At 42.1% G+C, this 23,143-nt stretch carries 24 protein-coding genes and 2 tRNA genes; 10 read left to right on the top strand and 16 right to left on the bottom strand.

Going from position 1 to position 23,143, the window contains the following annotated elements:
* Positions 1-345 precede the first annotated feature (345 nt).
* The 4 genes from DI53_RS01645 to DI53_RS01630 all read left to right on the top strand — a co-directional run bounded on the left by DI53_RS01645 (position 346) and on the right by DI53_RS01630 (position 2,740).
* Positions 346-1,257 carry an alkaline phosphatase family protein gene (locus DI53_RS01645; RefSeq protein ID WP_037494664.1) on the top strand — a complete coding sequence of 304 codons (912 nt, stop codon included), beginning with the start codon at positions 346-348 and terminating at the stop codon, positions 1,255-1,257.
* A gap of 32 nt (positions 1,258-1,289) precedes the next feature.
* On the top strand, positions 1,290-1,565 hold the full coding sequence (locus DI53_RS01640) for a PKD domain-containing protein (protein ID WP_206537977.1): 276 nt from the start codon (positions 1,290-1,292) through the stop codon (positions 1,563-1,565).
* A gap of 131 nt (positions 1,566-1,696) precedes the next feature.
* A tRNA-Asn gene (locus DI53_RS01635) sits at positions 1,697-1,769 on the top strand.
* Positions 1,770-1,822: 53 nt separating this feature from the next.
* Positions 1,823-2,740 (top strand): PfkB family carbohydrate kinase, encoded by a 918-nt coding sequence (locus DI53_RS01630; RefSeq protein ID WP_037494662.1) that lies wholly within the window; start codon positions 1,823-1,825, stop codon positions 2,738-2,740.
* A 9-nt stretch (positions 2,741-2,749) separates the two neighbouring features.
* Here DI53_RS01630 and DI53_RS01625 read toward each other — a convergent pair whose 3' ends face one another.
* The 3 genes from DI53_RS01625 to murB all read right to left on the bottom strand — a co-directional run bounded on the left by DI53_RS01625 (position 2,750) and on the right by murB (position 4,802).
* Positions 2,750-2,983 (bottom strand): cytochrome b5 domain-containing protein, encoded by a 234-nt coding sequence (locus DI53_RS01625; RefSeq protein WP_037494660.1) that lies wholly within the window; start codon positions 2,981-2,983, stop codon positions 2,750-2,752.
* Positions 2,984-3,005: 22 nt separating this feature from the next.
* Positions 3,006-3,518 (bottom strand): RNA polymerase sigma factor, encoded by a 513-nt coding sequence (locus tag DI53_RS01620; RefSeq protein WP_037494658.1) that lies wholly within the window; start codon positions 3,516-3,518, stop codon positions 3,006-3,008.
* Between the two features lie 267 nt (positions 3,519-3,785).
* Positions 3,786-4,802 carry a UDP-N-acetylmuramate dehydrogenase gene (gene murB / locus DI53_RS01615; protein WP_052071953.1) on the bottom strand — a complete coding sequence of 339 codons (1,017 nt, stop codon included), beginning with the start codon at positions 4,800-4,802 and terminating at the stop codon, positions 3,786-3,788.
* Between the two features lie 100 nt (positions 4,803-4,902).
* Between murB and DI53_RS01610 the strand changes: the two genes are divergently transcribed.
* Positions 4,903-5,541 carry a TetR/AcrR family transcriptional regulator gene (locus DI53_RS01610; protein ID WP_037494654.1) on the top strand — a complete coding sequence of 213 codons (639 nt, stop codon included), beginning with the start codon at positions 4,903-4,905 and terminating at the stop codon, positions 5,539-5,541.
* Here the strand turns inward: DI53_RS01610 and DI53_RS01605 are convergent.
* Both DI53_RS01605 and DI53_RS01600 read right to left on the bottom strand, forming a co-directional pair.
* Entirely contained in the window at positions 5,510-6,481 is a 972-nt protein-coding gene (locus DI53_RS01605) for a YpdA family putative bacillithiol disulfide reductase (protein ID WP_037494652.1), read from the bottom strand. The two genes, DI53_RS01610 and DI53_RS01605, sit on opposite strands and share 32 nt — an antisense overlap.
* On the bottom strand, positions 6,474-8,663 hold the full coding sequence (locus tag DI53_RS01600) for an FUSC family protein (protein ID WP_037494650.1): 2,190 nt from the start codon (positions 8,661-8,663) through the stop codon (positions 6,474-6,476). The genes DI53_RS01605 and DI53_RS01600 overlap by 8 nt, the downstream gene beginning before the upstream one ends.
* 460 nt (positions 8,664-9,123) lie before the next feature.
* Between DI53_RS01600 and DI53_RS01595 the strand changes: the two genes are divergently transcribed.
* The 4 genes from DI53_RS01595 to DI53_RS01580 all read left to right on the top strand — a co-directional run bounded on the left by DI53_RS01595 (position 9,124) and on the right by DI53_RS01580 (position 13,551).
* Complete coding sequence (locus DI53_RS01595; protein ID WP_037494648.1) at positions 9,124-11,697, top strand: phosphoenolpyruvate carboxylase; 2,574 nt, start codon at positions 9,124-9,126, stop codon at positions 11,695-11,697.
* A 62-nt stretch (positions 11,698-11,759) separates the two neighbouring features.
* The gene (locus tag DI53_RS01590) at positions 11,760-12,374 is read left to right on the top strand and encodes a hypothetical protein (protein ID WP_037494646.1); all 615 of its coding nucleotides are present in this window, start codon (positions 11,760-11,762) and stop codon (positions 12,372-12,374) included.
* Between the two features lie 152 nt (positions 12,375-12,526).
* Positions 12,527-13,405 (top strand): Ppx/GppA phosphatase family protein, encoded by an 879-nt coding sequence (locus tag DI53_RS01585; RefSeq protein WP_037494644.1) that lies wholly within the window; start codon positions 12,527-12,529, stop codon positions 13,403-13,405.
* A gap of 63 nt (positions 13,406-13,468) precedes the next feature.
* Positions 13,469-13,551: transfer RNA gene (locus tag DI53_RS01580), tRNA-Leu, on the top strand.
* A 78-nt stretch (positions 13,552-13,629) separates the two neighbouring features.
* On the opposite strand, the gene DI53_RS01575 is transcribed toward DI53_RS01580, so the two are convergent.
* The 10 genes from DI53_RS01575 to DI53_RS01525 form a co-directional block, all read right to left on the bottom strand.
* On the bottom strand, positions 13,630-14,424 hold the full coding sequence (locus DI53_RS01575; protein WP_037494642.1) for a (Fe-S)-binding protein: 795 nt from the start codon (positions 14,422-14,424) through the stop codon (positions 13,630-13,632).
* 11 nt (positions 14,425-14,435) lie between these two features.
* On the bottom strand, positions 14,436-15,722 hold the full coding sequence (locus DI53_RS01570) for a (Fe-S)-binding protein (RefSeq protein ID WP_037494640.1): 1,287 nt from the start codon (positions 15,720-15,722) through the stop codon (positions 14,436-14,438).
* A 460-nt stretch (positions 15,723-16,182) separates the two neighbouring features.
* On the bottom strand, positions 16,183-16,521 hold the full coding sequence (locus DI53_RS01565; protein ID WP_037494638.1) for a hypothetical protein: 339 nt from the start codon (positions 16,519-16,521) through the stop codon (positions 16,183-16,185).
* 124 nt (positions 16,522-16,645) lie between these two features.
* Positions 16,646-17,581 (bottom strand): 30S ribosomal protein S6--L-glutamate ligase, encoded by a 936-nt coding sequence (gene rimK, locus DI53_RS01560; RefSeq protein WP_037494636.1) that lies wholly within the window; start codon positions 17,579-17,581, stop codon positions 16,646-16,648.
* A gap of 44 nt (positions 17,582-17,625) precedes the next feature.
* Positions 17,626-18,075, bottom strand: a complete 450-nt coding sequence (locus DI53_RS01555) for an ATP-dependent zinc protease family protein (RefSeq protein ID WP_241462345.1) — start codon at positions 18,073-18,075, stop codon at positions 17,626-17,628.
* Positions 18,076-18,081: 6 nt separating this feature from the next.
* Entirely contained in the window at positions 18,082-19,260 is a 1,179-nt protein-coding gene (locus DI53_RS01550) for an AIR synthase related protein (protein WP_037494634.1), read from the bottom strand.
* Between the two features lie 56 nt (positions 19,261-19,316).
* Positions 19,317-19,805, bottom strand: a complete 489-nt coding sequence (locus DI53_RS01545; protein WP_037494631.1) for a DNA-deoxyinosine glycosylase — start codon at positions 19,803-19,805, stop codon at positions 19,317-19,319.
* A gap of 594 nt (positions 19,806-20,399) precedes the next feature.
* Positions 20,400-20,681 (bottom strand): GNAT family N-acetyltransferase, encoded by a 282-nt coding sequence (locus DI53_RS01535; protein ID WP_241462343.1) that lies wholly within the window; start codon positions 20,679-20,681, stop codon positions 20,400-20,402.
* Positions 20,682-20,758: 77 nt separating this feature from the next.
* Positions 20,759-21,424, bottom strand: a complete 666-nt coding sequence (locus tag DI53_RS01530; protein ID WP_037494627.1) for a YiiX family permuted papain-like enzyme — start codon at positions 21,422-21,424, stop codon at positions 20,759-20,761.
* A 50-nt stretch (positions 21,425-21,474) separates the two neighbouring features.
* The gene (locus DI53_RS01525) at positions 21,475-21,945 is read right to left on the bottom strand and encodes a PA2169 family four-helix-bundle protein (RefSeq protein WP_052071951.1); all 471 of its coding nucleotides are present in this window, start codon (positions 21,943-21,945) and stop codon (positions 21,475-21,477) included.
* 155 nt (positions 21,946-22,100) lie between these two features.
* Here DI53_RS01525 and DI53_RS01520 point away from each other — a divergent pair, with 155 nt between their 5' ends.
* Positions 22,101-22,511 (top strand): NUDIX hydrolase, encoded by a 411-nt coding sequence (locus DI53_RS01520; RefSeq protein ID WP_037494625.1) that lies wholly within the window; start codon positions 22,101-22,103, stop codon positions 22,509-22,511.
* A gap of 25 nt (positions 22,512-22,536) precedes the next feature.
* Here the strand turns inward: DI53_RS01520 and DI53_RS01515 are convergent, their stop codons facing one another.
* Positions 22,537-23,037 carry a hypothetical protein gene (locus tag DI53_RS01515; RefSeq protein ID WP_052071949.1) on the bottom strand — a complete coding sequence of 167 codons (501 nt, stop codon included), beginning with the start codon at positions 23,035-23,037 and terminating at the stop codon, positions 22,537-22,539.
* Positions 23,038-23,143 lie beyond the last annotated feature (106 nt).

Genomic DNA, 23,143 nt, shown 5'->3' with positions numbered 1-23,143 from the left:
TTCTCACCAAAAAGGCTGGGCCAAACCACGAACATTTAAAAATAGGATAAGTTCAAATTGCGCGCCAAACCATCCTGTTACTACCTCATAATATCCCCTTCGTATAGGAAAAGCGCCGTATCCGTTTGCTCCATACAAAGTTCGTCTGACATGGGCATTACGTAGATATTTTTTAAATATCGAATCCTCATAGGAAACCGCTCTTGAAATGCCGTTTTCAAAAAAATAATTTATTTCATAAAAAATTAACTAATAAAGTTTAGTATATATAAATTAAAAATGTATAATTGTTTACAAGTATAAAACACCCATATTTATTATCGAACATACACAATCTCATAAATTATGAAAATTAAAATCACATTTTTGAGTCTGCTATTTGCATTTTGGCATTACGCTAGCGTATCCGCCAAACATCCTAAGCGCGTCGTTATGATTGCATTAGACGGCGTGTCCGTAGCGGGGTTTAAGCAAGCTAAAACGCCTAATCTTGACGCGTTATTGGCCAAGGGTTCCGTTTCAGAATCAACTCGAGTTGTGATGCCTTCTGTTACATTGCCCAATTGGACAAGCCACCTCACAGGGAGTGGGCCAGAGCAACATGGTGTGGTCAACAATGATTGGCTTCTGAACAAGTTTATTCTTCCGGGGGTAGCAAAAGATGAAGACGGGTATTACCCATCCGTATTTACCATTTTGAAACACGAAGATGCGAATGTAAAGACAGCCTTTTACTACAATTGGTTAAACCTTATTTACCCGTATAATAGCAAATATTTTGATGAAGTCAGCTATCTGAAAAATGACGCGTACACCGAGAATTACGACAAAGCTTATGAATTCATCGCTGCGAATAAGAACAATCCGTCTGTTGTATTTTTATACTCGGTGCATACGGACCACGCCGGGCATGCGCATAAGTGGATGTCACCTGAATACATCAGGTCGATCGAAGAGGCCGACGTTCAGATAGGTATTTTTTTGGAGAAACTAAAAAAGGCTGACCTTTATAAAAGCACTACCTTTATGTTTTTATCCGATCATGGCGGGATTGAATACGGCCACGGAGGAGTGACTGTTGAGGAGATGCTGGTGCCATGGGGTATAGTGGGGCCAGGAATTAAAGCCGGTCACACGATCACTGATCCCAATAATACGGTGAATACGGCTTCGACAATCTTGCATATTTTTAACATTAAGCAACCCAAAGCGTGGGTTGGTCAACCGGCTTACAGTGTTTTTAAATCGTCGTTCTAGGGCTATTGTCATATGGTAAAACCGAAGAAAGTGTGGTAGACTGTCTAGGGGAATCATTTTTAACAAACATTGAGCATTCCACATCTGCGCAGAACGCCATGATAGTTAGCTTCACCGTAGGCCATTCTGGCGAGCAGCAATTGAACAATTCAATCAAATGGAATTTCGGAGACGGTGCACAGCGAACTGTATCCGGAACTACTGTAGAACATACCTATGCACAAGCAGGTACCTATACGGCAATAGCCACGGTAACCAGCAGTGGCGGATGTACGTTCGATGTGAAAGAAACGGTAGACGTACAATAAATGTTAAGTGAGGGCAATTTTGTAAAGTCTAAAATATTCATTAATATTGCCCTGAAAATATAATACGGCAGTCGCTGAAGCCCTTTACTATTGCTATTTATAAGGGGTTCGGGGTATTTGAACGATTAAATTCCTCAGTAGCTCAAGCGGTAGAGCATCTGATCATTAATCAGAGAGGCGCTGGTTCGAGTCCAGCTTTGGGAACTAATTTTTACTGGCTGAAAGCCGGTTTTTTTTTGTCTAAAAAATCGAAGATAATGAGTTTAGTAATAGTTGGTACGGTTGCATTCGACGCGTTAGAAACACCGTTTGGAAAGACAGATAAGATAGTGGGCGGGGCGGCAACATTCGCGGGTTTAGCAGCCTCTTATCTATACGATCATGTAAAATTGATTAGTGTTATTGGCGAGGATTTTGGTGATAATCTAGAGATCATTCAATCGCATAGTATTGATGTGGAAGGTGTAGAAATTGTCAAAGGTGGAAAAACATTTTTCTGGTCTGGCAAGTATCATAACGATATGAATACGCGTGACACGTTAATTACCGAATTAAATGTTTTGGCTGACTTTGATCCAAAGATTCCCGCTTCTTATCAAGATTGCGAATATCTATTGTTAGGTAATTTAACGCCACAAGTACAAATCCAAACATTAAGTCGTTTGGAGCGCAAGCCGAAGTTAGTGGTATTGGATACCATGAATTTTTGGATGGATGTGGCTATGGACGACCTGAAAGAAGTGCTGAAAAAAGTTGATGTATTGACTATCAACGATGCAGAGGCGCGCCAGCTATCCGGAGAGTACTCTTTAGTGAAGGCCGCGGATACCATTTTACAAATGGGGCCTAAATACCTAATTATCAAAAAAGGGGAACACGGTGCTTTACTTTTTGGTGAGGGACAAGTATTCTCTGCACCAGCGCTACCTTTAGCCGATGTTTTTGATCCAACAGGAGCAGGGGACGCATTCGCGGGCGGCTTTGTAGGATACTTAGCGAAAGTTAAATCCGTCAATTTTACAAACATGAAAAATGCGATCATCTATGGATCTGCATTAGCTTCCTTTTGTGTAGAAGAATTTGGAACGCAAAAGCTTCAAAATTTGTCGCAGGCGGATATTCAAAATCGCATTCGGCAGTTTGTAGCATTGGCAAAATTTGAGATTAGCGAATAGTCGCTAGTCTCAAATAAGTTCGCCTATCAAAAGAAACCTTTCAAATACCCATAGGCCGTGTGGTGCCTGGGCTATTTCATCTGTTAAGTCTTGCCCGGCCCAATGCTCGTAGTGTTTTCCGTTTTTCCAAAGACGGCTGTTAGTCACTTCGTAAATTAAGCCATTGTAAGAAACCCAAATATCTGGCTTATCTTGTCCATTTCGCAAAGCCAGTTGCGATCTCGTATACTTCGGCAATTCCATTAAAGTATCGGATATAAGCTTGTTAGTTACCAAATTTATAAGCGTGCAACGTTTTTTTCATGGCTTTACGAGCCACATGGATTCGTGTTTTTACTGTTCCTATCGGGATGCTAAGGTGATCTGAAATTTCGTGGTATTTGTAACCTTCGAAATACATCGTAAATGGAACGTAGTAGTCATCTGTGAGTGTAGATAATGCATAATTAATATCTTCCATGACAAACTTATTCTCCCCGCGGTTGCTTGTAGCAGAAACCACTAAATTCGCATTTGTGATTTCCTCTTCTTTCGTAATGAAGGAGTTGGTCTTTACTACTCTGCGGTAATTGTTTATAAAGGTGTTCTTCATAATAGTATAGAGCCATCCTTTCAAGTTTGTTCCCTCCTTAAAATTATTAAAGTAGGTTACGGCTTTAAGTAATGTATCTTGTACCAAATCATTCGCGTCATCCTGATCTCTAGTGAAATTTCTCGCATACGTCCTTAGTGAATCAGCTTGTTTAATAACTAACGTGTTGAATTCTAATTTGTTCATACTAGATTGGATTAAAAGTTTTCTAATTCGCTCAACGAAACTACACGTTGAGTATTGAAGATTTGTAGTTCACTCACATGAAATACGGTTTGATAGATTTATGCAAATGGCGTGCTAAACTAATCGCGGGAGATTAAGTCAAAGTGAAAAATAGGTTAAGGTAATGTAAGGTGAGCGAGGAAATGTTTCGTGTAAAGTTATTCTAAATCAAATATTTGGAATTTGCTATGTCTATCAACACATTTAGTTAACAAGTGTGGAAAACTTTTATAAAACATTTACCTCTCTTTCTAGGTTGATGCCGAATTTTTGATAGACATCGTTCATTATTTTAGACGATATAGTATATATTTCTAGACCGGTTGCAGCTCCAAGGTTTGTAAGCACTAAGGCTTGGTTTTTCCATACCGCCACATTTCCAATCACTTTTCCCTTCCAGCCGCAAGCTTCAATTAGCCATCCCGCCGCTACCTTTGCATTATTCTCGTCGATAGGGTAAGAAACTATTGCTGGGTAGGACTTTTGAAGTTGTTCAAAAAATGTACGGGTTACAATCGGGTTTTTGAAAAAACTGCCGGCATTCCCTACGGTTGAAGGATCGGGCAATTTCTCTACCCGGATGTGGGATACCGCCTGTGCAACATCTTTTATTGTAGGATTGCTGATGTTGCGGGCTTCGAGTTCTGCATTAATGGCGCCATAGGAGGTGTTGATTGCTGTGTGCAGACCCAGCTTATAGGTTACCGATGTGATAATAAAACGTCCCTTGTGTTCTGTTTTAAAAATGCTATCACGGTAGGTAAATTTGCAATCTTGCTTATTAAACGTGGTAAATGAGCCATTGTAGCTGTCAAATGCCTGGCAGGAATAAAACACGTCCATAAGTTCGGTGCCATAGGCACCGATGTTTTGGATGGGTGATGCGCCTACTGTTCCTGGAATCAAAGCCATGTTTTCCAACCCCGGAAAGCCATGGTTTATACAATACCAAACCAAGTCATTCCATACTTCCCCTGCTTTTGCCGTGATGTATATGTGATTTCCTTCAATAAAATGACTGATACCTTTGCTAGCCATATGGATGATTGTGCCATCATAATCCTTTGTAAACAGAACGTTGCTTCCGGCACCCAGGATGAAAAACGGCCCCGCGAAAATCTGCCGATCATAAAGAACTTCGAGCTGACTTTCCTGTTCTATTTTTATAAATTGTTTGCACGTAGCGTCAATCCCGAAGGTATTGAGTTTTTGTAATGAAATATGGTGTTGGAGTTCGTTTGCCATTTTGTACTGACTAATTCTTTTAAAAATTCAAAAAAAGAATTAACTTTATAATTTTGGAGTAAAGATACTACAAACAGTATTATTAAAGGAATAAATTGTTATGCCCAAAAACGTTGATATAAAAAGAGCCAAGATCTTGGAAGTCGCTAAAAAGCGCTTTGCCCATTTCGGTATGGCTAAGACCACGATGGCCGAGATTGCGAAAGATCTATCTTTCTCCAAGGCACTTTTATATTACTACTTTCCAGACAAGCATAGCCTTTACACTGCAGTATTGGAATATGTGATCAACGAGATGATCAATAAAGTCGACGCATATGTTGCGAAGGCTTCAAGTTTGGAGAAGGCTATTCTTTTTGCTATCGAAAGCCGGATGGAATTGATGCGGGAAAACTATAATCTTTTTGAATATTCCACGTCGTTATTTATGCAAGATCCCAGCGAGATGGGTAAAAGTTTAGGGCCTTTCTTTGACCGTGTGCGGGATCAGTTTAGCCGCATACTCGCTATCGGTGTGAAAAATGGCGAAATTGTCGTGGATAACCTTGATGAAACGGCAGAATTATTACTATTTTCTCTAATGGGAATGCGTACGGGAATTTTAAGTAAAGATTTGAACGATTGCTTGTTTCCCACGCCAGATGAATTTGAGCTTATCCTGGCAAAGCAAAAAAAGATGATCAGTATCTTTCTACGGGGTTTAAAGCCTAGCGTTCTTTCGTCTCAAGATGTTTCATAATCACTTCTGCATGAACCCTAGAATTTTCAATAAACCAAAGGTGTGTGTTCAGACCGCCACAAACGACCCCTGCCAAATATAAGCCCGGAACATTTGTTTCCATCGTTTCAGGATCATGTGTCGGAATCATGGGCGCCTCGTCTGGAATTTCAACCCCTATAGCTTTTAGGAACGCAAAGTTCGGTTGATAACCTGTCAGGGCGAGAACGAAATCATTTTTAAGCGTCACATTGCCTTTTGGTGTGCGCAAGGTCACGCTTGTTTCCGAAATTTCTGTAAGTGTACTCTCGTAATACACATCGATTTCTTGAAAGGCAATTCGATTTTCTATGTCTGGCTTCACCCAATATTTTACCCGTTGACTAATCGCTGTGCCGCGTACCAGCAAGGTAACTTTCGCGCCCTTCCTATACGTTTCTAATGCTGCATCAACCGACGAATTGCTGGCGCCCACAACAAGCACATGCTGCTGCGCGTAATAGTGCGGATCGTTGTAGTAGTGCGATACTTTAGGCAGCTCTTCTCCGGGGATGTTCAGCAGCATAGGGATGTCATAAAAACCAGTCGCTACGATCACAGCCTTCGCGGTGTAATGGCCTTTAGAAGTTTGCACATGAAAAACGTCTTTCAATTTTTCTACAGCAATAACCTCTTCGAAAAGGCGTGTATTTAGTTTAAATTTATCATTAACCCGTCGATAATATTCCAACGCTTCCGCACGTTTCGGTTTGGGTAAAGTCGTGACAAATGGTGTGTCACCAATTTCCAATCGTTCCGAAGACGAGAAAAAAGTCATGTTCGTCGGGTACCTATAGATGGAATTGACCAAGCAGCCTTTTTCAATAATTACATGTGAGCGACCCGCTCGTTGCGCTTCGATACCACAGGCTATACCGATAGGTCCTGCTCCGATAATCAATACATCAAATAAGTTATCCATTTATTACCTTGATTTTTTCATTCTCCTCGATCGCTGCAGAACGATCGATAAGCTCTTGCGTTACGCGGTGTAAATCTCCTGAAATTTTGTTCAAGAACTGTAATTGTTCTGTAATTAAACGATGTTCTTCCTCATCAGCTGTCCCTTCGTCAAACTTGGGAAACTCCGCATTATTTTTAAAATCATCCTGCTGCCCCTCGGGTGCGGGCAACAGTACGATTCCTTTCTCAAGATCACTTAAAATCCGTCTAAGTAGCTTAACCTGCTCCTTATTAAATGTCGATATATCCGCCTGGTTAACCTGCGTTAGCAAATTTGCCGAATAAGATGAAAAGATATGGTTCAAAATTACAAATCGGTTAACCTCTTTGGTGTATTTCTGCCGCCATTTCGGTTCCGTCAGCATGCGTTGAAATGTAGAGCCCATATTGGCTGAAGCGATGTATACCTCTTTCCGGGCGAGCTTATAGGCCGTTCGCGATAAGTTTTCGCCAGCTAGAATTTGCAAAGCTTGGGCAATGTAATTATAATTAGCTAACAGCAGACTGCGCATGTTACCCCGAAATTGCGTGCTCTCCCAGTTCGGAAAAATAAGATAGTTTGATAGGAATGCAATGACGCCACCTAAAAAGGTATCAAATATCCGCTCTTTAGCCATTTCGAAAGTATTCATTCCGTTAAAGCTCAGCATAATTAATACGTAGGGTGTCATAAACATCACAGCGATAATATAGTTGATGCGGAATAGACTGTATGCTGTCAAAAAGAAAAAAATAAGTAAGACAAATCGTATGGCGGGGTCATGGATGGTGAATACGATCGTCGCACCAATCACACCGCCCACAACAGTGCCGATCAGCCGTTGAAGATTGCGTTCCTGCGTGAGGCCAAAGCCGGGCTTCAAAATTACCATGATGGTCAATAGCGTCCAATAAATTCCATTGGGATTGAAGCTTATCAGACTTAAGGTAAGATACGTTCCTGATAACACCAAGGACATACGGAGGGCATGTCTGAAAACGGAAGATTCTAAACTTAAGTTGCTCTTGAATTTCTTCCAGTCGATTTGGTCGCGCGTGATAAATTGCGAAGCAGAGTCTATTTCCTGGCGTGGAATATCGGATATTTTGGAAGAACTGTAGCTGTAAATGTCTTCGAGGTATTTAACAATGCCCCGAATATTTATGATAATCTTTTTTAACGGAATAGTATTGATCTGCTTTTTATCCAACTTTTCTACTTCCTCACGCAGATACTCAATATCCTGTTCGAAACTGTAGATAGCTTTGGGCATTCTATTCGCATTGATAGCATACGCCATATTGTCCATTTCGTGCGTAAGCTTGATCAGCACATCTTTGAATGGAATCAATACGCCATGTTCACCATATGTGGTCTTTATCGCGTTATAATCATATTGCGTGGTCATGCTTTGTTCGAAAAGATCCACGATATCAGAGAATATAAGCGTTAAAAAGCGACCAATTTTTGTCGTATCCTTTATCGAACGTTTGCTGCGAAATAAGATGTCTCGAACCAGCTCTTGGTGTTTATGTACTTCTACTTGCTTCTCGATCAGTTTGAGATAGTTTGTATCGACATCTATTTTGGGATCATAAAAATTTGCTTTCAATCGGATGTAGTCGGCCACGTGCCTAATTGATTCGGAAAGCTCTTGCTGAGCGACGCGGTAGGGGCGGATCTGCAATAAAGACATGCTAATCAACATGTACCAAGAGCCTCCAACCGCTATATAGATCAGATACATCCACTTTTCCGTATCTACAAGTTCATGGTGTACATTAAATAGCATCATTAGCGTACACATTGATCCTACGGTCGCAGCTCGCGCATTAAAGACAGCAAGCATAGCAAAACAAAAGCTAAGTAGGGCGACGACGATCGTGGTAAGTGGAACAGAAAAGTTAACATGGATAATAATGATGTATGTTAACATACATAGCAAGGCTGTCGAAAGCATGCCTAGACGTCGGTGGGAGGGGGCGCCCGGTGTATCCGACAACCCAACCAACAGAGCCCCCAATGAAATCAAGGTGCCAATACCGAAGTAACCCAGCGATGCCGAAACAAGGACGGGAACGATACATCCAGCTGTGATCTTAACTCCCTCGGAGAAATACTGTCCATAAAAGAAATTACTTATTTCTTTGGTTCTTTCCATGAATTACGTGTTATGTTCGCCTACTAGAGCAATGGTACGCGTTGTTCAAACTTAGATAAATTCGAAAATATATGCAATTGCAAAATCGTGTAATAACGCGCACTGCTGGCCACGCCGCATAAAAGATGTCAAAATAACGCAAACAGTTTTTGCCCTATAATGGTTAGTTATTTAGATATGATCGTATATTTAGCTTTTAGCATGGTAAATTCGTTTGCATTTTAGCGCGTGGAACATTTTTAAGCTTCAGCTCGCTAGATCCCGTCTTAGCTCGAAGATAGGGGAAATAGTTTAGCTCAAGGAAAAAATGAACAGGTGCTATTTTTTGAATTATTTTCAATAATATGGTTGATATGCTAATTGTTTTGCAGTAAAACTTGTGTTTATTTTAAATATTATATAATTTAGAGCGGTTCGAACGTTATTGGCGTCGATCCTATGTTATTCCATAATCTCACGCATGAAAATCAGTCAAAAACAATCCGTTTTTCACAACGAAGTATTAACACGCTTTGACTTATACAAAAGTTTGTTTTTAACCTTGCCCTTCCAGCGGGTAAAGCATACAGGTACAATACTCCCATTTTTTTCAACGCATTGCGAGAAAGGCGTTGATGAGCATCTTACACCGGAAGATATCATAGAGAGCTTTTTTGGGCAATATGAGCAGTATGTACAAGAAGAAGATCGAATAGATTTTCTTTTTCGAATCGTTCAATATATTGAACGTCAAGTAGTTCTTTTCGATGCTGTGGAAGATTCCGCGTTTCAAAACGTGGGTAAAACAGATGAATCTGGTATTCTTCAAGGGCTTTTTCAACGTGCGCAGGATAACCCCGAGTTAAAGAAAGACATCGTAGAAAAATTACGTGATTTCTCTATCCGCCTTGTGCTGACTGCACATCCGACTCAATTCTATCCGGGGCCCGTTTTAGCGATCATCACCGATCTTATAGACGCCCTGAAGCGAAACGATGTGCCAAACATTCAGTCGCTGTTGCAACAACTGGGTAAGACACCTTTCATTAATAAGGAAAAGCCTACACCGGTAGATGAAGCGGCTAGTTTGGCTTGGTTTCTTGAAAATGTATTCTATAAAGTTGCTTCCGAAATCCAGTCAAAGATTGATAGTGAACTGGAAGTGCCCATAGAGGATGTAAAGCAATTGATCGAGTTAGGTTTTTGGCCGGGGGGTGACCGTGACGGTAATCCAAATGTGAACGCGGAAAGTACCAAGAAAGTAGCCAGTATGCTACGTACTATTTTGTTTCGTTGCTACTACCGCGATTTCAGAATTGTTCGCCGCCGTATCACTTTCCGTGGCGTAGAGAAATATTTGGATGTGTTGCAAAATCTGTTTTACGATAATAGCTTCAATCCGGCAGAAAACCCAGTTGATGAAACCTCCGTTATTCTAGAAAATCTAAATGCGGTGAAAGATGTATTGAACACGCGCCATAATGGATTGTTCGTGGAGCTCGTCGAAGATTTAATTCGAAAAGTAATTACGTTTGGTTGTTATTTCACAACTTTGGACATCCGGCAAGATAGCAGCATATTGCGGAATACGTTTAATTACCTTGTTGAGCGTAATCCAGAGACCGGAATCGACTTAAGCCGTATTGTAGATTCTGAAGAACAGAAAGAAAAAAGTATCTCTTTCTCAGAGCTAAGCTTAGATTTTGACGAGGATGCCGATAAATTAATAGTTGATACCCTGGAGGTAATAGAACTTCTGAAAGCTATCCAACAAAGTGGAAGCGAACGTGCGGCGCAACGTTTTATCATCAGCAACTGCCAGCAATCGTCTGATATCTTAGGACTAATGCAATTGTTTCTATGGTCAGGATGGAAGAAAGACGCGTTGACAATAGATTTTGTCCCTCTTTTTGAAACGGTGGATGATTTGAAGCGTGCAGCTGATGTTATGCGCAGTTTGTATGATAACGAGCGCTACGCGCAGCACATTAAGCAGCGCGGTAACAAACAGACGATCATGCTTGGATTTTCCGATAGCACGAAAGATGGCGGTTACTTGATGGCCAACTGGTCTATTTACAAGGCGAAGATTGAATTGACCGCCATTGCGCGCGAATACGATGTCGATCTTGTGTTCTTTGATGGTAGGGGCGGCCCTCCAGCTCGCGGGGGTGGAAAAACTCAGCGTTTTTATGCGTCTATGGGAAAAGAAATTGCCAATGAACATATCCAACTGACTATCCAAGGACAAACGATTAGTAGCCAGTATGGATCGTTGGAAACTGCGCAGCATAATATGGAGTTGCTATTACAAGCAGGCATTATCTCCGAAATTCAACAGAAGGATGGCGATACGCTAACGAAGAAGCAAAAGGAGGTAATCGACCAAATGGCGCAGGAGAGCCATGGGAAGTTTATGTCGCTCCGCAAACATCCGCTGTTTTTGAAATATTTGGAAACTTTGAGTCCGCTTAAACAGCTTTCTGAAGTAAATATTAGTAGTAGACCTGTAAAACGTAACTCCGGTGGAGAACTACGTCTTGAAGATTTGCGTGCCATAAGCTTTGTTACCTCTTGGAGCCAGCTTAAACAAAATATTCCCGGTTTTTATGGGGTCGGAACGGCCTTACGCTGGGCGGATGAGAATAACTTGTGGTCTTACGTTAAAAATCTATATGAAAGCTCGGGTATGTTTAAAACCATCATTGATAATTGTATGATGTCTATGACAAAATCTAATTTTGACATCACGGCTTACATGCAATACGATGAGACATTTTCGGAGTTTTGGTCGATGCTGAAAGAGGAATATGAACTGACGAGAACTTACGTCATGAAATTGAGTAATTCTTCCGTGCTCATGGAGCATTATCCAATAGAACGGGCATCCATATTAGCGCGCGAAAAAATTGTGTTGCCTTTGCTGATCATCCAGCATTATGCCATACGGGCGTTGCGCGATAATGGCTTATCAGAAGAAAAAGAAGGTATTTACAGAAAGTTGATTGCACGCACCATTTATGGGGTGGTAAACGCCGGGCGCAATCTAGCTTAAATTGTTATTTCAAGCTGTAAACCCGATTATTTTTATATTTTTGTAGCATAAAAAGAAAAGAGATGAAATTTAAAACTTTATTTGTTGCCGGTGTATGCGCCAGCGCTTTGTTAGCTTCTTGTAATCCACAGACTGCTAAAGAAAATCAATTAAAGTATACACATACGAGTTTAGCTGATGGAGACGCTTTTCAGTTTTTTCAGATCGTAGGCGCTAAGGTTGTTTATGAAGCGGATTACGCGAAGTATGCGCAGACAGCCGCTACCTCTGCAAAGGCAAAGCAGCTCGCAGCCAAAGCAGAGGAAGTTTATGGAGCGATCATTCCCGGGTTAGATAGCCTGGCTATTTTGAAGCAGGTGGATTTTCCAGTAAAAGGTGCCAAGCCTTTCGCTGCGCCACATGAAAATGTACATTCCGCCGCTCATCAAAACCCTGTTGCAGATTCAGCTACGACTGATCTTCATGCCGCTGCCGGTCATGATCATGGTGCGGGCTATTCCGATGATGGCTATACCCATCATGTTCAGCACGAAGCCGCAGTTATCAAAGAGCAGTTGCAACGGTTAACCCGTAATACAGACAAAGATCTTCGCTCATTTGCAGAGGCCAATGTGGAGAAGGTAAATGAATTGTTTGTGATGGCTGGAGGAAAAGAAGATGCACATGCGCATCACTAAAAGATAATATTACATAATTGGAAGGGATACAGGTATTGTATCCCTTTTTTTGTTTTTATAGGGAATATAATCATAACTTAACATAATATTAATATTGCTTTTGGTATTATTGTAAAATTTAATGTGAAACACTAATTCCAAATATACTATTTGTGAGATACGGAGCTATAGATATCGGGTCAAATGCAGTTAGGCTATTGATCGCAGAAGTTAATGAAGAAACTAGTCCAGTACAATTTACAAAAGAAGCTCTTATACGCGTTCCCCTACGATTAGGTGACGACGCTTTCATTCATCAACATATATCGGCGCCAAAATTTGAGAACATGGTGAAAACGATGCAGGCTTTTCGAAACCTGATGGATGTTTACCGTGTGAGCGACTACATGGCATGTGCCACTTCGGCTATGCGTGATGCTGACAATGGCTCGGAGATTGTTAAAGCATGCAGCAAAATAGGCGTTGATATACAGATTATTGATGGCGCGAAAGAGGCCGCTATCATCTATAATAGCAACCTACAAGAGAATATGGATAAGAATAAGGTCTATCTATACATCGACGTAGGTGGTGGAAGTACGGAGATCTCGTTGTTCGCCAATGCGCAACTTGTCGCATCGCGTTCGTTCAACCTCGGCACGATACGCATCCTTGATAATCAGGATAACCCGGAAACTTGGGAAGAAATGAAAAAATGGGTGCGTGAGCATACGAAAATCTATAAAAACATTTATGGCATTGGTACGGGTGGCAATATTAACAAGCTATCACGTATTGCGAATGAAAAAATGGACAAGCCCATGTCTTACGCTAAACTAAAAGCCATATATCTCTACTTAAGTTCTTATTCGCTAAAAGATAGGATCCACGTATTGGGTTTAAAACAGGATCGTGCAGACGTCATTATCCCGGCGGCTGAGATTTTTCTGACCATAATGAAGGTGGGGCATTTGAAAAATATTGTGGCACCGCGGGTCGGTTTGGTGGATGGTATTATTCAGACTTTGATAGACAGGAACTTAGCGGAATAACGCTATAAATTCTTCTAAATCCTTTTCAAATGTCCTAAAAAGCATTACTTTTGCTAGCACAATGCCCAGGTGGCGAAATTGGTAGACGCACCATCTTGAGGGGGTGGCGCCTTATGGGCGTGGCAGTTCGAATCTGCTCCTGGGCACAAAAAAAGACTTTCCGTTAGGAAGGTCTTTCTTACTTTTATGTATTTTGTAAATAGCGCAAAGGCTCTAAATGCCATCTAAATTTTATTAGCAGCAACAGTTATCTCGGCAATATCCAATACTTGAATTTCTTGCTCTTTATCCTTCATTTTTACGCCATCGCGAAGCATGGTCATACAAAACGGACAGGCGGCAGCAACAATACTGGCCTTTGACGCGAGGACATCCTCAATGCGTTCTATGTTAACATCTTTTGTTCCCGGTTCTGGCTCTTTAAACATCTGCGCTCCACCGGCACCACAGCAAAGACCATTGCTTTTACAGCGTTTCAACTCCACTAAATCGGCATCTAATATTTCTAACGCTTTTCGAGGAGCTTCATACACCTCATTTGCCCTGCCCAGATAGCAAGGGTCATGGTAGGTGATACGCTTTCCTGTAAAGCTATGTCCATCAGCGGGCTTCAACTTTCCTTCGTCAATCAACGACTGTATAAGCTGTGTATGGTGAATAACTTCAAAGTTACCACCTAGATTCGGGTATTCATTTTTGAGGGTATTAAAGCAGTGCGGACAGGCGGTCACTATTTTTTTGATTGCGTAACCTTCCAATATCTGTATGTTGGTCATGGCCTGCATCTGAAATAGAAATTCGTTGCCTGCACGCTTTGCAGGATCGCCGGTACAGCTCTCTTCCGTACCTAAAATAGCATACTTTATGCCGACATGATTTAATATTTTGCAGATGTCTTTTGTGATGCGCTGCGCACGCTCGTCGAAGCTTCCCGCGCATCCCACCCAGAATAAAAGATCTGGCGTTTCGCCTTTAGCCAGCATCTCTGCCGCTGTAGGAATATGAAATGTTGTTTCCATTTGCTGTCGTTTTAAGAGTTTGCCCAATTAGCCCTATCCGATGGTGAATATTTCCAGGGGGCGCCGTTATTTTCCAGGTTGCTAAACATCGCGTTGATACTCGCAGGTGCTTGAGATTCCTCCATAATGGCATACTGGCGCAAGCCCATGATAATCTCCAGTGGATTAATATTGACAGGACACTGTTCTACACAAGCATTGCAGGTGGTGCATGCCCATATCTCTTCCCGCTTAATATAATCATCCAGCAGTGATTTTCCATCGTCCTGAAAGGTGCTGTTTTTATCTATATTACGCCCCACTTCTTCCAGACGGTCACGTGTATCCATCATGATTTTCCGCGGCGACAATAGCTTTCCTGTTATGTTGGCTGGACAGGCAGCGCTACAGCGTCCGCATTCTGTGCAGGTGTACGCATCCAGTAAATTTTTCCAGGTAAGATCGTGAATATCCTTGACACCGAAACGTCCGACTTCCGTCGTAGGCGGCGGAAGCGACGGATCTAACATGGCTTTGACTTCCCCCGTTACCGCAGGCATGTTTTCGAACTTTCCTTTTGGGGCAAGCTTCGTGAAATAGGTGTTTGGAAAAGCCAAGATAATATGTAAATGTTTTGACAACGGCAGGTAATTGAGGAAGGCTAATACACCGATGATGTGAAACCACCAGGCAGCCCGCTCCATGCCGATAAGCCAATCCACATTTTCCGGCAATATTGTTGCGATGTGCTGGCTAATGGGAAAAGCACCTGCGCTGGGGTAGTGTCCAAGTAGCTGTAACTTAGAATCAGCAGCATTCATCAGTAAAAATGCGCCCATTAGCAAGACCTCCGTGATAAGAATGAGGTTAGCATCCGTCCTTGGCCACTTCGTCAGTTCACGGCCACCAAAACGATAAATGCGCAGGAAATTCCGGCGAATTAAAAAGATGACACAGCTGGCCAGCACGGCAAAGGCTAATAGCTCGAAGGCATAAATCAAAAAGCTGTAGAAGGGCCCCATAAAGGAAAATATGCGGTGGCTTCCGAATAGGCCGTCGATAATGATCTCCAACATTTCGATGTTGATGATGCAAAAGCCGACGTACACAAAAAGGTGTAAAATAGCAGGTAGTGGTTTTTTGAACATTTTGTTTTGTCCAAAAGCGACCAACAGCATGGTTTTTAAACGTCTGCCAGGTTGGTCATTGCGCTTCTCGTCTTTTCCCAGTTTTATATTCCGGTATATACGACGGGCATTTCTCGTGAAAAATGCAACAGCTGCAATAAGCAAAAACAGAAAAATAACTTGACCGATCATAAAATTCTTTCAGGTTCTAACAAATATAAAGATACAAATTAATACTATGCTAGCATAATATTAATTTGGAAGGATTACAAATAAGTAGTGAGATTTTAGTAGTGGGTAGTGAGTAGTGCGTAATGAGTAGTGCGTAATGAGTAGTGGGTGTGAGATCTAGAAAGTTGGCGTCATTGCGAGCCGGAGGTACGACGGCACGGCAAACTTACGTTTAAGAAATGCATCTTGCCGCGTCATGCTTCCTCGCAAGGACGCATTTTTTTTAGTCTGAAGTGGTGGGTAGTGAGATTTTAGTAGTGGGTAGTGCGTAATGAGTAGTGGGTAGTGAGATCTAAAGAGTTGGGGTCATTGCGAGCCGGAGGTACGACGGCGCGGCAATCTTGGGTTAAAAAATGCAGATTGCCGCGTCATGCTGCAGAAAGGCTGTGTGGTGGGGAAACCGTTTACAACACTGAAACAACTACTTAATCACCGGCCTATCGGTAGGTCGTTTAATATTTCCTCGTAAAGCCGTTTGATGTCCTTTAAACGATGCGTTGGTGACGCGCCCTTGGTTGAATCCGAACGTGACTTCCCCAAAGCGTAAATCGCCATCAAAAGACCACTTAAACTCATAGGTGGCCACTTTACGACCGTCGCTAAGGGTTTGGCTCCGAGTCGGCGCTCCATAAATTAAGTATACCTGATCTTCGCTCTCACCAGGCCACAACGACATCGTTTGTGACCAACTTCGTGGAGCAGCGCAAGATGATAGCAGAGCCAATATGGATGTAACTACGATAAAAAGATTTCTTTTCATGAAGTTAAGATATGAAAAATTAAATAATATAAGGCGTCGCCGCGGGACGATCTTTTTTGTTTTATAAGCAGTGCGGAGAGGAGGGAAGGGCGGAAGCATTAATTCTTCGCGCCCTGAAATAGCATTACAGCTTACTTTCTTTTTTAATTTTTCGCTTGAGCACAACAGGTTTTAAGGCCTGCTTTGCCGCATACTGGCCTTCGAGATATTTGACGACCTCCAGCGCGATATCTTTTCCTGTAGCCGTTTCTATGCCTTCCAGACCAGGCGAAGAGTTTACTTCTAAAATAAGTGGTCCACGGGCTGAAGGAAGCATGTCAACACCGGCCACAGTTAAGCCCATGGCCTTGGCTGCGGAGATGGCGGTTTCCTTCTCTGCTCGGGTTAGCTTTACAATTTCGGCAGTACCACCCCGATGCAGGTTTGAACGAAACTCGCCTTCTTTAGCGGTGCGCTTCATGGCACCTACCACTTTACCATCGACAACAAATGCGCGTATATCTGTACCCTTCGCCTCCTTAATGTATTCCTGGATAAGGATATTGTTCCCCAATCCATAGAAAGCTTCTATGACTGAAGAAGCCGCTTTTTTTGTTTCGGCTAGTACAACGCCGATACCTTGCGTACCTTCCAATAGCTTGATAACAAGCGGGGCGCCACCCACCATATTGATGAGGTCATCGACATCGGATACCGAACGGGCAAATCCTGTTATCGGAAGCCCCAAACCCGCACCAGATAGAATTTGCATGCATCTCAGTTTATCACGAGAACGCGTGATTGCTTGGCTGGGATTTGCGGAGACAACGTCCATTACCTCGAATTGACGGACGATGGCCGAGCCATAGAATGTCAATGACGACCCTATTCTCGGAATAATGGCGTCAATATGAGATAGATCCTGACCTTTATAATGGATAGTGGGTTTTCCTTGTTGTATGCCTACATAGCATTTGCTATGGTCAATGACTTGACAATGATGTCCACGTGATTCGGCAGCCTCGACCAAGCGCTTTGTGGAATAGAGATTTCTATTCGTCGATAATACGGCTATATTCACTGAGAAAAATTTATTGATATGAACAGATAAATCGATTATAAGTTTTAGAACATGTTTTTCGTCAAATGCTTTTTAGAGACATCAACTAAAAATTTACCGCTGATGAAATTTCTGCCTAGGAGCATTGGGTAAGACATGGAGGATCGGTCTCTTACCGATAGTTTGATAGTAAATAGGGTGTTAAATAGTTTTATTTTCGTTAAAAAAATATGTCTCGTTTCTGCCTGTCCGAATGAGCTCTTCACGACGCGTTCACGATGGATAGGAAATGTCAGCTGCACAACTTCCGCATCATCATCTTCCGGATGGCCAGCGATGTAACAGCGGATATAGCGATGTCCATCCTTCTCAAATACTTCAAAATCTTCACAATGTAATACGGATGTTTCTGCTCCCGTATCAACCTTTGCATATATGTTGTACAATCCCAATTCCGGAAGATCTACCGTTTCGATACTACCAATGATACGTTTCTCTTTCAGTACAACCATCATCACTATTTATTCGTAAACAAATTCACCTTGTGGCGAACGGATGGTCACCTTTTTAGTTGGTGCATCCTCCACGCGGCCTATAATTTGAGCAGCTATACCAAATGATTCCGAGATAGCAATACAGTCTGCTGCGATTTCCTCCGGAAGATAGAGTTCCATACGATGTCCCATATTAAATACCTTATACATCTCTTGCCAGTCCGTATTAGACTGCTCCTGAATAAGCTTGAAAAGTGGAGGAATCGGGAACAAATTATCTTTTATGATATGCACATCGTCTACAAAATGCAGAACTTTTGTTTGTGCTCCACCAGAGCAATGTACCATGCCATCTATTTGCGCTCTATACTTATCCAGTACCGCTTTGATAACCGGCGCATACGTGCGTGTAGGTGAAAGGACTAATTTACCGGCACTAACGGATTGTTCATTTGCTACGGCAACCTCATCTGTAAGTTTGCATCCGCCAGCAAAGACCAGTTCATAGGGTACAGCAGGATCATAACTTTCCGGATATTTTTCAGCCACGTATTTGTGAAAGACGTCATGACGTGCTGAGGTGAGGCCGTTAGAGCCCATACCACCATTATATTCTTTTTCGTAGGATGCTTGCCCATAAGATGCCAAGCCGACAATAACATTCCCAGCTTTGATCTTATGGTTAGAAATTACATCGTCTCGTTTCATGCGGCATGTCACTGTGCTGTCCACAATGATAGTACGCACAAGATCACCCACATCGGCGGTTTCACCGCCCGTCGAGTATATGCCCAAACCTAAATCGCGCAACTCCTGAAGGATCTCTTCTGTACCGTTGATTATCTCGGCAATTACCTCACCGGGTATCAGGTTTTTGTTTCTTCCTATGGTCGATGAAAGCAGGATATTGTCTACAGCACCTACACAAAGTAGATCATCCACGTTCATAATAATTGCGTCCTGTGCAATGCCTCGCCAAACGGAGATGTCACCCGTTTCTTTCCAGTATACATAGGCTAAGGATGACTTCGTGCCGGCTCCATCCGCATGCATAATATTACACCAGGCTGCGTCATTTCCCAATATATCGGGAATGATTTTGCAAAAAGCTTTTGGGAAAAGCCCCTTATCAATGTTTTTGATTGCATTGTGCACATCCTCTTTTCCTGCGGATACACCTCGTTGTTTGTATTTTAAGTCTGACATCTTGCTTGCAAAAGTAACAAACACAATGCTATTCTTAAAGCCGAAACGAAAAGAAATTAGGTAAGGAAGTCGCGGATCGTTGCCCAACGCTCCAAAAGCCGATCTTGATTGAAACTGGCATTTGCCGGGCTGCTGCTGGGTAGTGTCTCGTAGTGCAGCTCCTCGACTCGTTGAAAATATTTGTCAAATAGTTTTTCAGCCTTTTGGCCGTTAAAGAAAATTGCTTTTATACCTGGATGCGTTTGCAACAACTGCGGTATGGGATTAGGGACTTCTTCCAGGATGTCAAGATCCATACTCCCTTTTCGGAATGCCGTTTGACAAACATCCCACAGCGCAATTTTATGTTTGTGCAGTATGTCCACACGATGCTGATAGTATAAAGGTAGCTCTTCTTGAAATAAGTGAGCGATAAGCTTCCAGAATCGATTCTGCGGATGCGCGTAATATTGCTGTTCGGCTAATGAGCGATCACCAGGTAGTGATCCCAAGATAAGCACCGTGCTGCCTTCGGGAACAATTGCATCGAATGATTTCTTTAACATGATTCGAATATAATGAAAATAAAATGTGCTGCGCAGTATATGCCTCTAACCGTAGCCAGAGGAATTTCTCGTATCAGCCATTCATTAGCAATTTCAGTCGAGGGCAGCCGAAGATAGCATTGTATCGGTGATTGCGGGAGGAGATAAGCAGTAAATTTGTTAAGGATAATCTTATTGCTGTCAAGATCGCCCATCATTCACTACGAGGATAAAAAAGAGGACAGCGATAAAATAGCAGTTAAAATTACTTGGAAATTTATCCAAATGTTCAGACGCATCTAACTTTTTGTGGAAGTGGTTTGATTTTAGATTTACTGCTTTTTGGAACACAACGCAATCGTGTGCATAATGTGATAAATCAGATCTTGGCTGAGGTTAATAAGGTGTTATTGTTTCTTTATTGTGTATTATATTTCTTTATTATCTTTGTTTACACACGTTGATCGAAGGTAAATTTTTCTAAAAATTATCTTTTTAAGATCAATAAGTTGTATTTTTGCATTGTACGATCGCTGCCTTGCGGTTGGTGCGATGCTTATGAAAATTGGGTCATTATAGTCAACCTGAGGGAATCTACCCTCAGGTTGTATTGGCCTAAAACAAGACGTCTTTATATTCTGCATTTTTATCGAACACGCTTTTTGCATAGGGGCAGAGCGGCATAATCTTAACTTGCTGGTTTCTCGCAAATTCAATTCCTGCTAAGACCAGTTTCTTGGCTAACCCTTGCCCATCGTATCCGTCATTGACTTCCGTATGGTCTATGATAAATTTCGAATCGCCCGCCCAGGTATAGGTCATTTCGCCAGCAAGCTTTTCGTCAACAAATATTTCGAATTTTCCCTTTCTTCCGTCATGTTGTTTAATTTCGATCATGGTTTTATATTTAAATAGGTGATAGTGTACAAATTATACCGCTTTGAGAAGTAGCGGAATGGAAGAGGGCGTTTTCGCTACTCTATGTCCATCAGCAATTCACTTTGGTAAATTGCAGCCGGTGTTATTACTAGCATATCAAAAGGAATACGGCTTCCATATCGCTTTTTCAGCTGGCTCTGTACCGTGCTATTGCCCAGATTCAGCTCCTTCATTTTTTGTAATTTTCCGATTTTCAGACCGATTGCTCTCTCATAGACCTTATAAACTAATTCCGAACAGTAAACTTTTTCAACCGACCATTCAAACGCCGTGTCGTAAGGCTTACCCTCGTGCTGTTTTAGTTCTTCGTTCAATTTTGCAAATGCTGCTTGAGGCAATAGCGCGTCGGCATTGCGCAAGCGTTTAACCTGAAAGGCTTTGTTTTTCCCTTGAGCTATCCATTCCTTGAACGGCGTTTTCTTAACAGATTGTACCGCTTCCCATACATAGAGTTCATTATTTTCTCGCCATATTATCCCACAATGGGAGTATGGCGACTCCGTGGCCAGCATAATGGCTTTGCTTTGTCCCGATAGCGAGGTTTGAAAAATGATATCGCCGCTTTGGAATTGTTCCCAAGAAATGTTGCTTATATATGGCCTTCTACCTGTTGACGAAGGTAGATCCCGACCAGCATGCATGTAGCCGCAATTCAATAGCAGCACGATGCCTAAACAAAAATACTTCCAACCCTTTTTCATTGTCTAACATTTTCATGCTAAAATTAGTAAAAAAGATGTAAATTGTCTAGCTACGCAGGACCATGTTCATCGCGAAGCGAAGCAACTTCTGCCTGTGTGTTTTTTTGGACTTCCGATTGACTCTTGATCATGTCTACCAACTTTTCTGGCATGTCCGTTGCCCCCCGCCAAATATCGACGTAAATTTTTTCAAACACCGCCTCTGCTTTTTCGCAAGCCGCCAAGATGCTGTAGCGATCGTCGCCAGCAATGCCGATGCGCGTATCCATCCACATACGATAAAGTTCTCCCATGGTATTATGGGTTTCAGTAGGCCGCTCACCTTCGCGTACCAATAGCGGTGTCAAGGCCGCTTTGAATTGCTGCGATTGCTGGCCGATTTTTTCAAATAACGATATGATATCGATATCTTTTTCTTTGTCAACTAAATCTATCGCTTTAGCATATCCTTCTATCCGATCATTATTGATCGCAATCAGATCATTCAATAGCTCGATGTTTTTATCGCTTAATGCTCCCATGCTAACGTGTTTTAATTAAAGACAATATTTCTTGGGTTTTGATTGAAGTATTACACAAAAAAAGTATATTCTCGCTTTATATCCGTATTACTACCTCACCGTATCGATCATTTTAAATTAACCTATTATATTTGTGTGACGATAAGCACAAAAGAATGAGAAAACAACTGTTTACGGCCGGGTTAATCGTAGTGCGCGATAATGCGATCCTATTAGCTTACAGCCGTAATAAGCAAGCATGGTATCTGCCGGGCGGTAAAATAGATGCCGGTGAATCGGCTAAAGAGGCCTTGGTAAGAGAGATAGAGGAGGAGCTGGGGCTTACGCTAGACAAAGACAAACTGGTTCCGTATGGTCGTATCACAGCAGATGCCTATGGAGAACAAGAGCTACTGATGGAACAAGATTGCTTTCTATATCCCGATTTGAAAGATATACGTCCTAATAATGAGATCGAGGCAGTAGAATATTTTACCCTTGACAGCTATCGTGCCCAGGAGGCACAGGTAGAAGGCGTTCTTGTAGCATTTAGGCGACTGCAGGCTGATAAACTTTTGGCGCCATAGTCGCTTGACGCCATGCAGGGCGAAACTACTGAAATATTTTTCGCTGGCTATCCGTGAGCAGATCGGTCGCAAGCAGAAATTCCTTGATATTGGTACGGAGAGCTGTCGACGTGATATCGTCGTATTTATCCAAGACAATACCAAGATCTTCTTCTTTATTTTCGTTGTACCCCAGCATGGCGGGGGCGTTATGCTGAACTGTTAAGCGTAAAAAGTGGATTTCCACTTGGCCGGGCTCTGCTTTAATGGCTTGTTCGAGGTAATCCTTCCCTTTTTTAAATGCATTAAGTTTCTTTAAAGGAGATGATAGATGCTCTGGCCAGACAGCGTAAAATGCACCTGCATAAGCTAGTTCCAAAGGCGTTGGAGATTTCATGCGGTCAATGATCGCGAGCTGTTTTTTGCAGAGCGCTGCGTCCTTTCGTGCCTTTGGATAGGCCGCACGAAATTGGTTGACATTCTCTTGGCCGTAGCTTACCGAGAAGCCCGTGACCGCTAAAAATAAAATTAGTAAGAATTTTTTCATATCAATTTCTCCTTATCTTAACTTAACGAGAAATATCCGGAATAGTTTCCAAGCAAGCCTTTTGTTAAATGGATTCATTTCCTGTTGTTACCTCGCAAAACCGGAT

The organism is Sphingobacterium deserti (assembly GCF_000757725.1).
GTDB classification, from domain to species: Bacteria; Bacteroidota; Bacteroidia; order Sphingobacteriales; family Sphingobacteriaceae; genus Sphingobacterium; species Sphingobacterium deserti.
This window is presented reverse-complemented; position numbering and strand designations above follow the sequence as displayed.

Excerpts from the sequence above, each read along its gene's own strand:
- DI53_RS01565 (WP_037494638.1), bottom strand. The coding sequence starts at position 16,521 with ATGAAAAGAAATCTTTTTATCGTAGTTACATCCATATTGGCTCTGCTA.
- DI53_RS01630 (WP_037494662.1), top strand. The coding sequence starts at position 1,823 with ATGAGTTTAGTAATAGTTGGTACGGTTGCATTCGACGCGTTAGAAACA.
- DI53_RS01520 (WP_037494625.1), top strand. The coding sequence starts at position 22,101 with ATGAGAAAACAACTGTTTACGGCCGGGTTAATCGTAGTGCGCGATAAT.
- DI53_RS01625 (WP_037494660.1), bottom strand. The coding sequence starts at position 2,983 with ATGGAATTGCCGAAGTATACGAGATCGCAACTGGCTTTGCGAAATGGA.
- DI53_RS01645 (WP_037494664.1), top strand. The coding sequence starts at position 346 with ATGAAAATTAAAATCACATTTTTGAGTCTGCTATTTGCATTTTGGCAT.
- DI53_RS01590 (WP_037494646.1), top strand. The coding sequence starts at position 11,760 with ATGAAATTTAAAACTTTATTTGTTGCCGGTGTATGCGCCAGCGCTTTG.
- DI53_RS01555 (WP_241462345.1), bottom strand. The coding sequence starts at position 18,075 with ATGATGGTTGTACTGAAAGAGAAACGTATCATTGGTAGTATCGAAACG.
- DI53_RS01605 (WP_037494652.1), bottom strand. The coding sequence starts at position 6,481 with ATGGATAACTTATTTGATGTATTGATTATCGGAGCAGGACCTATCGGT.
- DI53_RS01535 (WP_241462343.1), bottom strand. The coding sequence starts at position 20,681 with ATGATCGAAATTAAACAACATGACGGAAGAAAGGGAAAATTCGAAATA.
- murB (WP_052071953.1), bottom strand. The coding sequence starts at position 4,802 with ATGGCAAACGAACTCCAACACCATATTTCATTACAAAAACTCAATACC.
- DI53_RS01620 (WP_037494658.1), bottom strand. The coding sequence starts at position 3,518 with ATGAACAAATTAGAATTCAACACGTTAGTTATTAAACAAGCTGATTCA.
- DI53_RS01570 (WP_037494640.1), bottom strand. The coding sequence starts at position 15,722 with ATGATCGGTCAAGTTATTTTTCTGTTTTTGCTTATTGCAGCTGTTGCA.
- DI53_RS01600 (WP_037494650.1), bottom strand. The coding sequence starts at position 8,663 with ATGGAAAGAACCAAAGAAATAAGTAATTTCTTTTATGGACAGTATTTC.
- DI53_RS01595 (WP_037494648.1), top strand. The coding sequence starts at position 9,124 with ATGAAAATCAGTCAAAAACAATCCGTTTTTCACAACGAAGTATTAACA.
- DI53_RS01575 (WP_037494642.1), bottom strand. The coding sequence starts at position 14,424 with ATGGAAACAACATTTCATATTCCTACAGCGGCAGAGATGCTGGCTAAA.
- DI53_RS01550 (WP_037494634.1), bottom strand. The coding sequence starts at position 19,260 with ATGTCAGACTTAAAATACAAACAACGAGGTGTATCCGCAGGAAAAGAG.
- DI53_RS01525 (WP_052071951.1), bottom strand. The coding sequence starts at position 21,945 with ATGGGAGCATTAAGCGATAAAAACATCGAGCTATTGAATGATCTGATT.
- DI53_RS01545 (WP_037494631.1), bottom strand. The coding sequence starts at position 19,805 with ATGTTAAAGAAATCATTCGATGCAATTGTTCCCGAAGGCAGCACGGTG.
- DI53_RS01515 (WP_052071949.1), bottom strand. The coding sequence starts at position 23,037 with ATGAAAAAATTCTTACTAATTTTATTTTTAGCGGTCACGGGCTTCTCG.
- DI53_RS01530 (WP_037494627.1), bottom strand. The coding sequence starts at position 21,424 with ATGAAAAAGGGTTGGAAGTATTTTTGTTTAGGCATCGTGCTGCTATTG.
- DI53_RS01610 (WP_037494654.1), top strand. The coding sequence starts at position 4,903 with ATGCCCAAAAACGTTGATATAAAAAGAGCCAAGATCTTGGAAGTCGCT.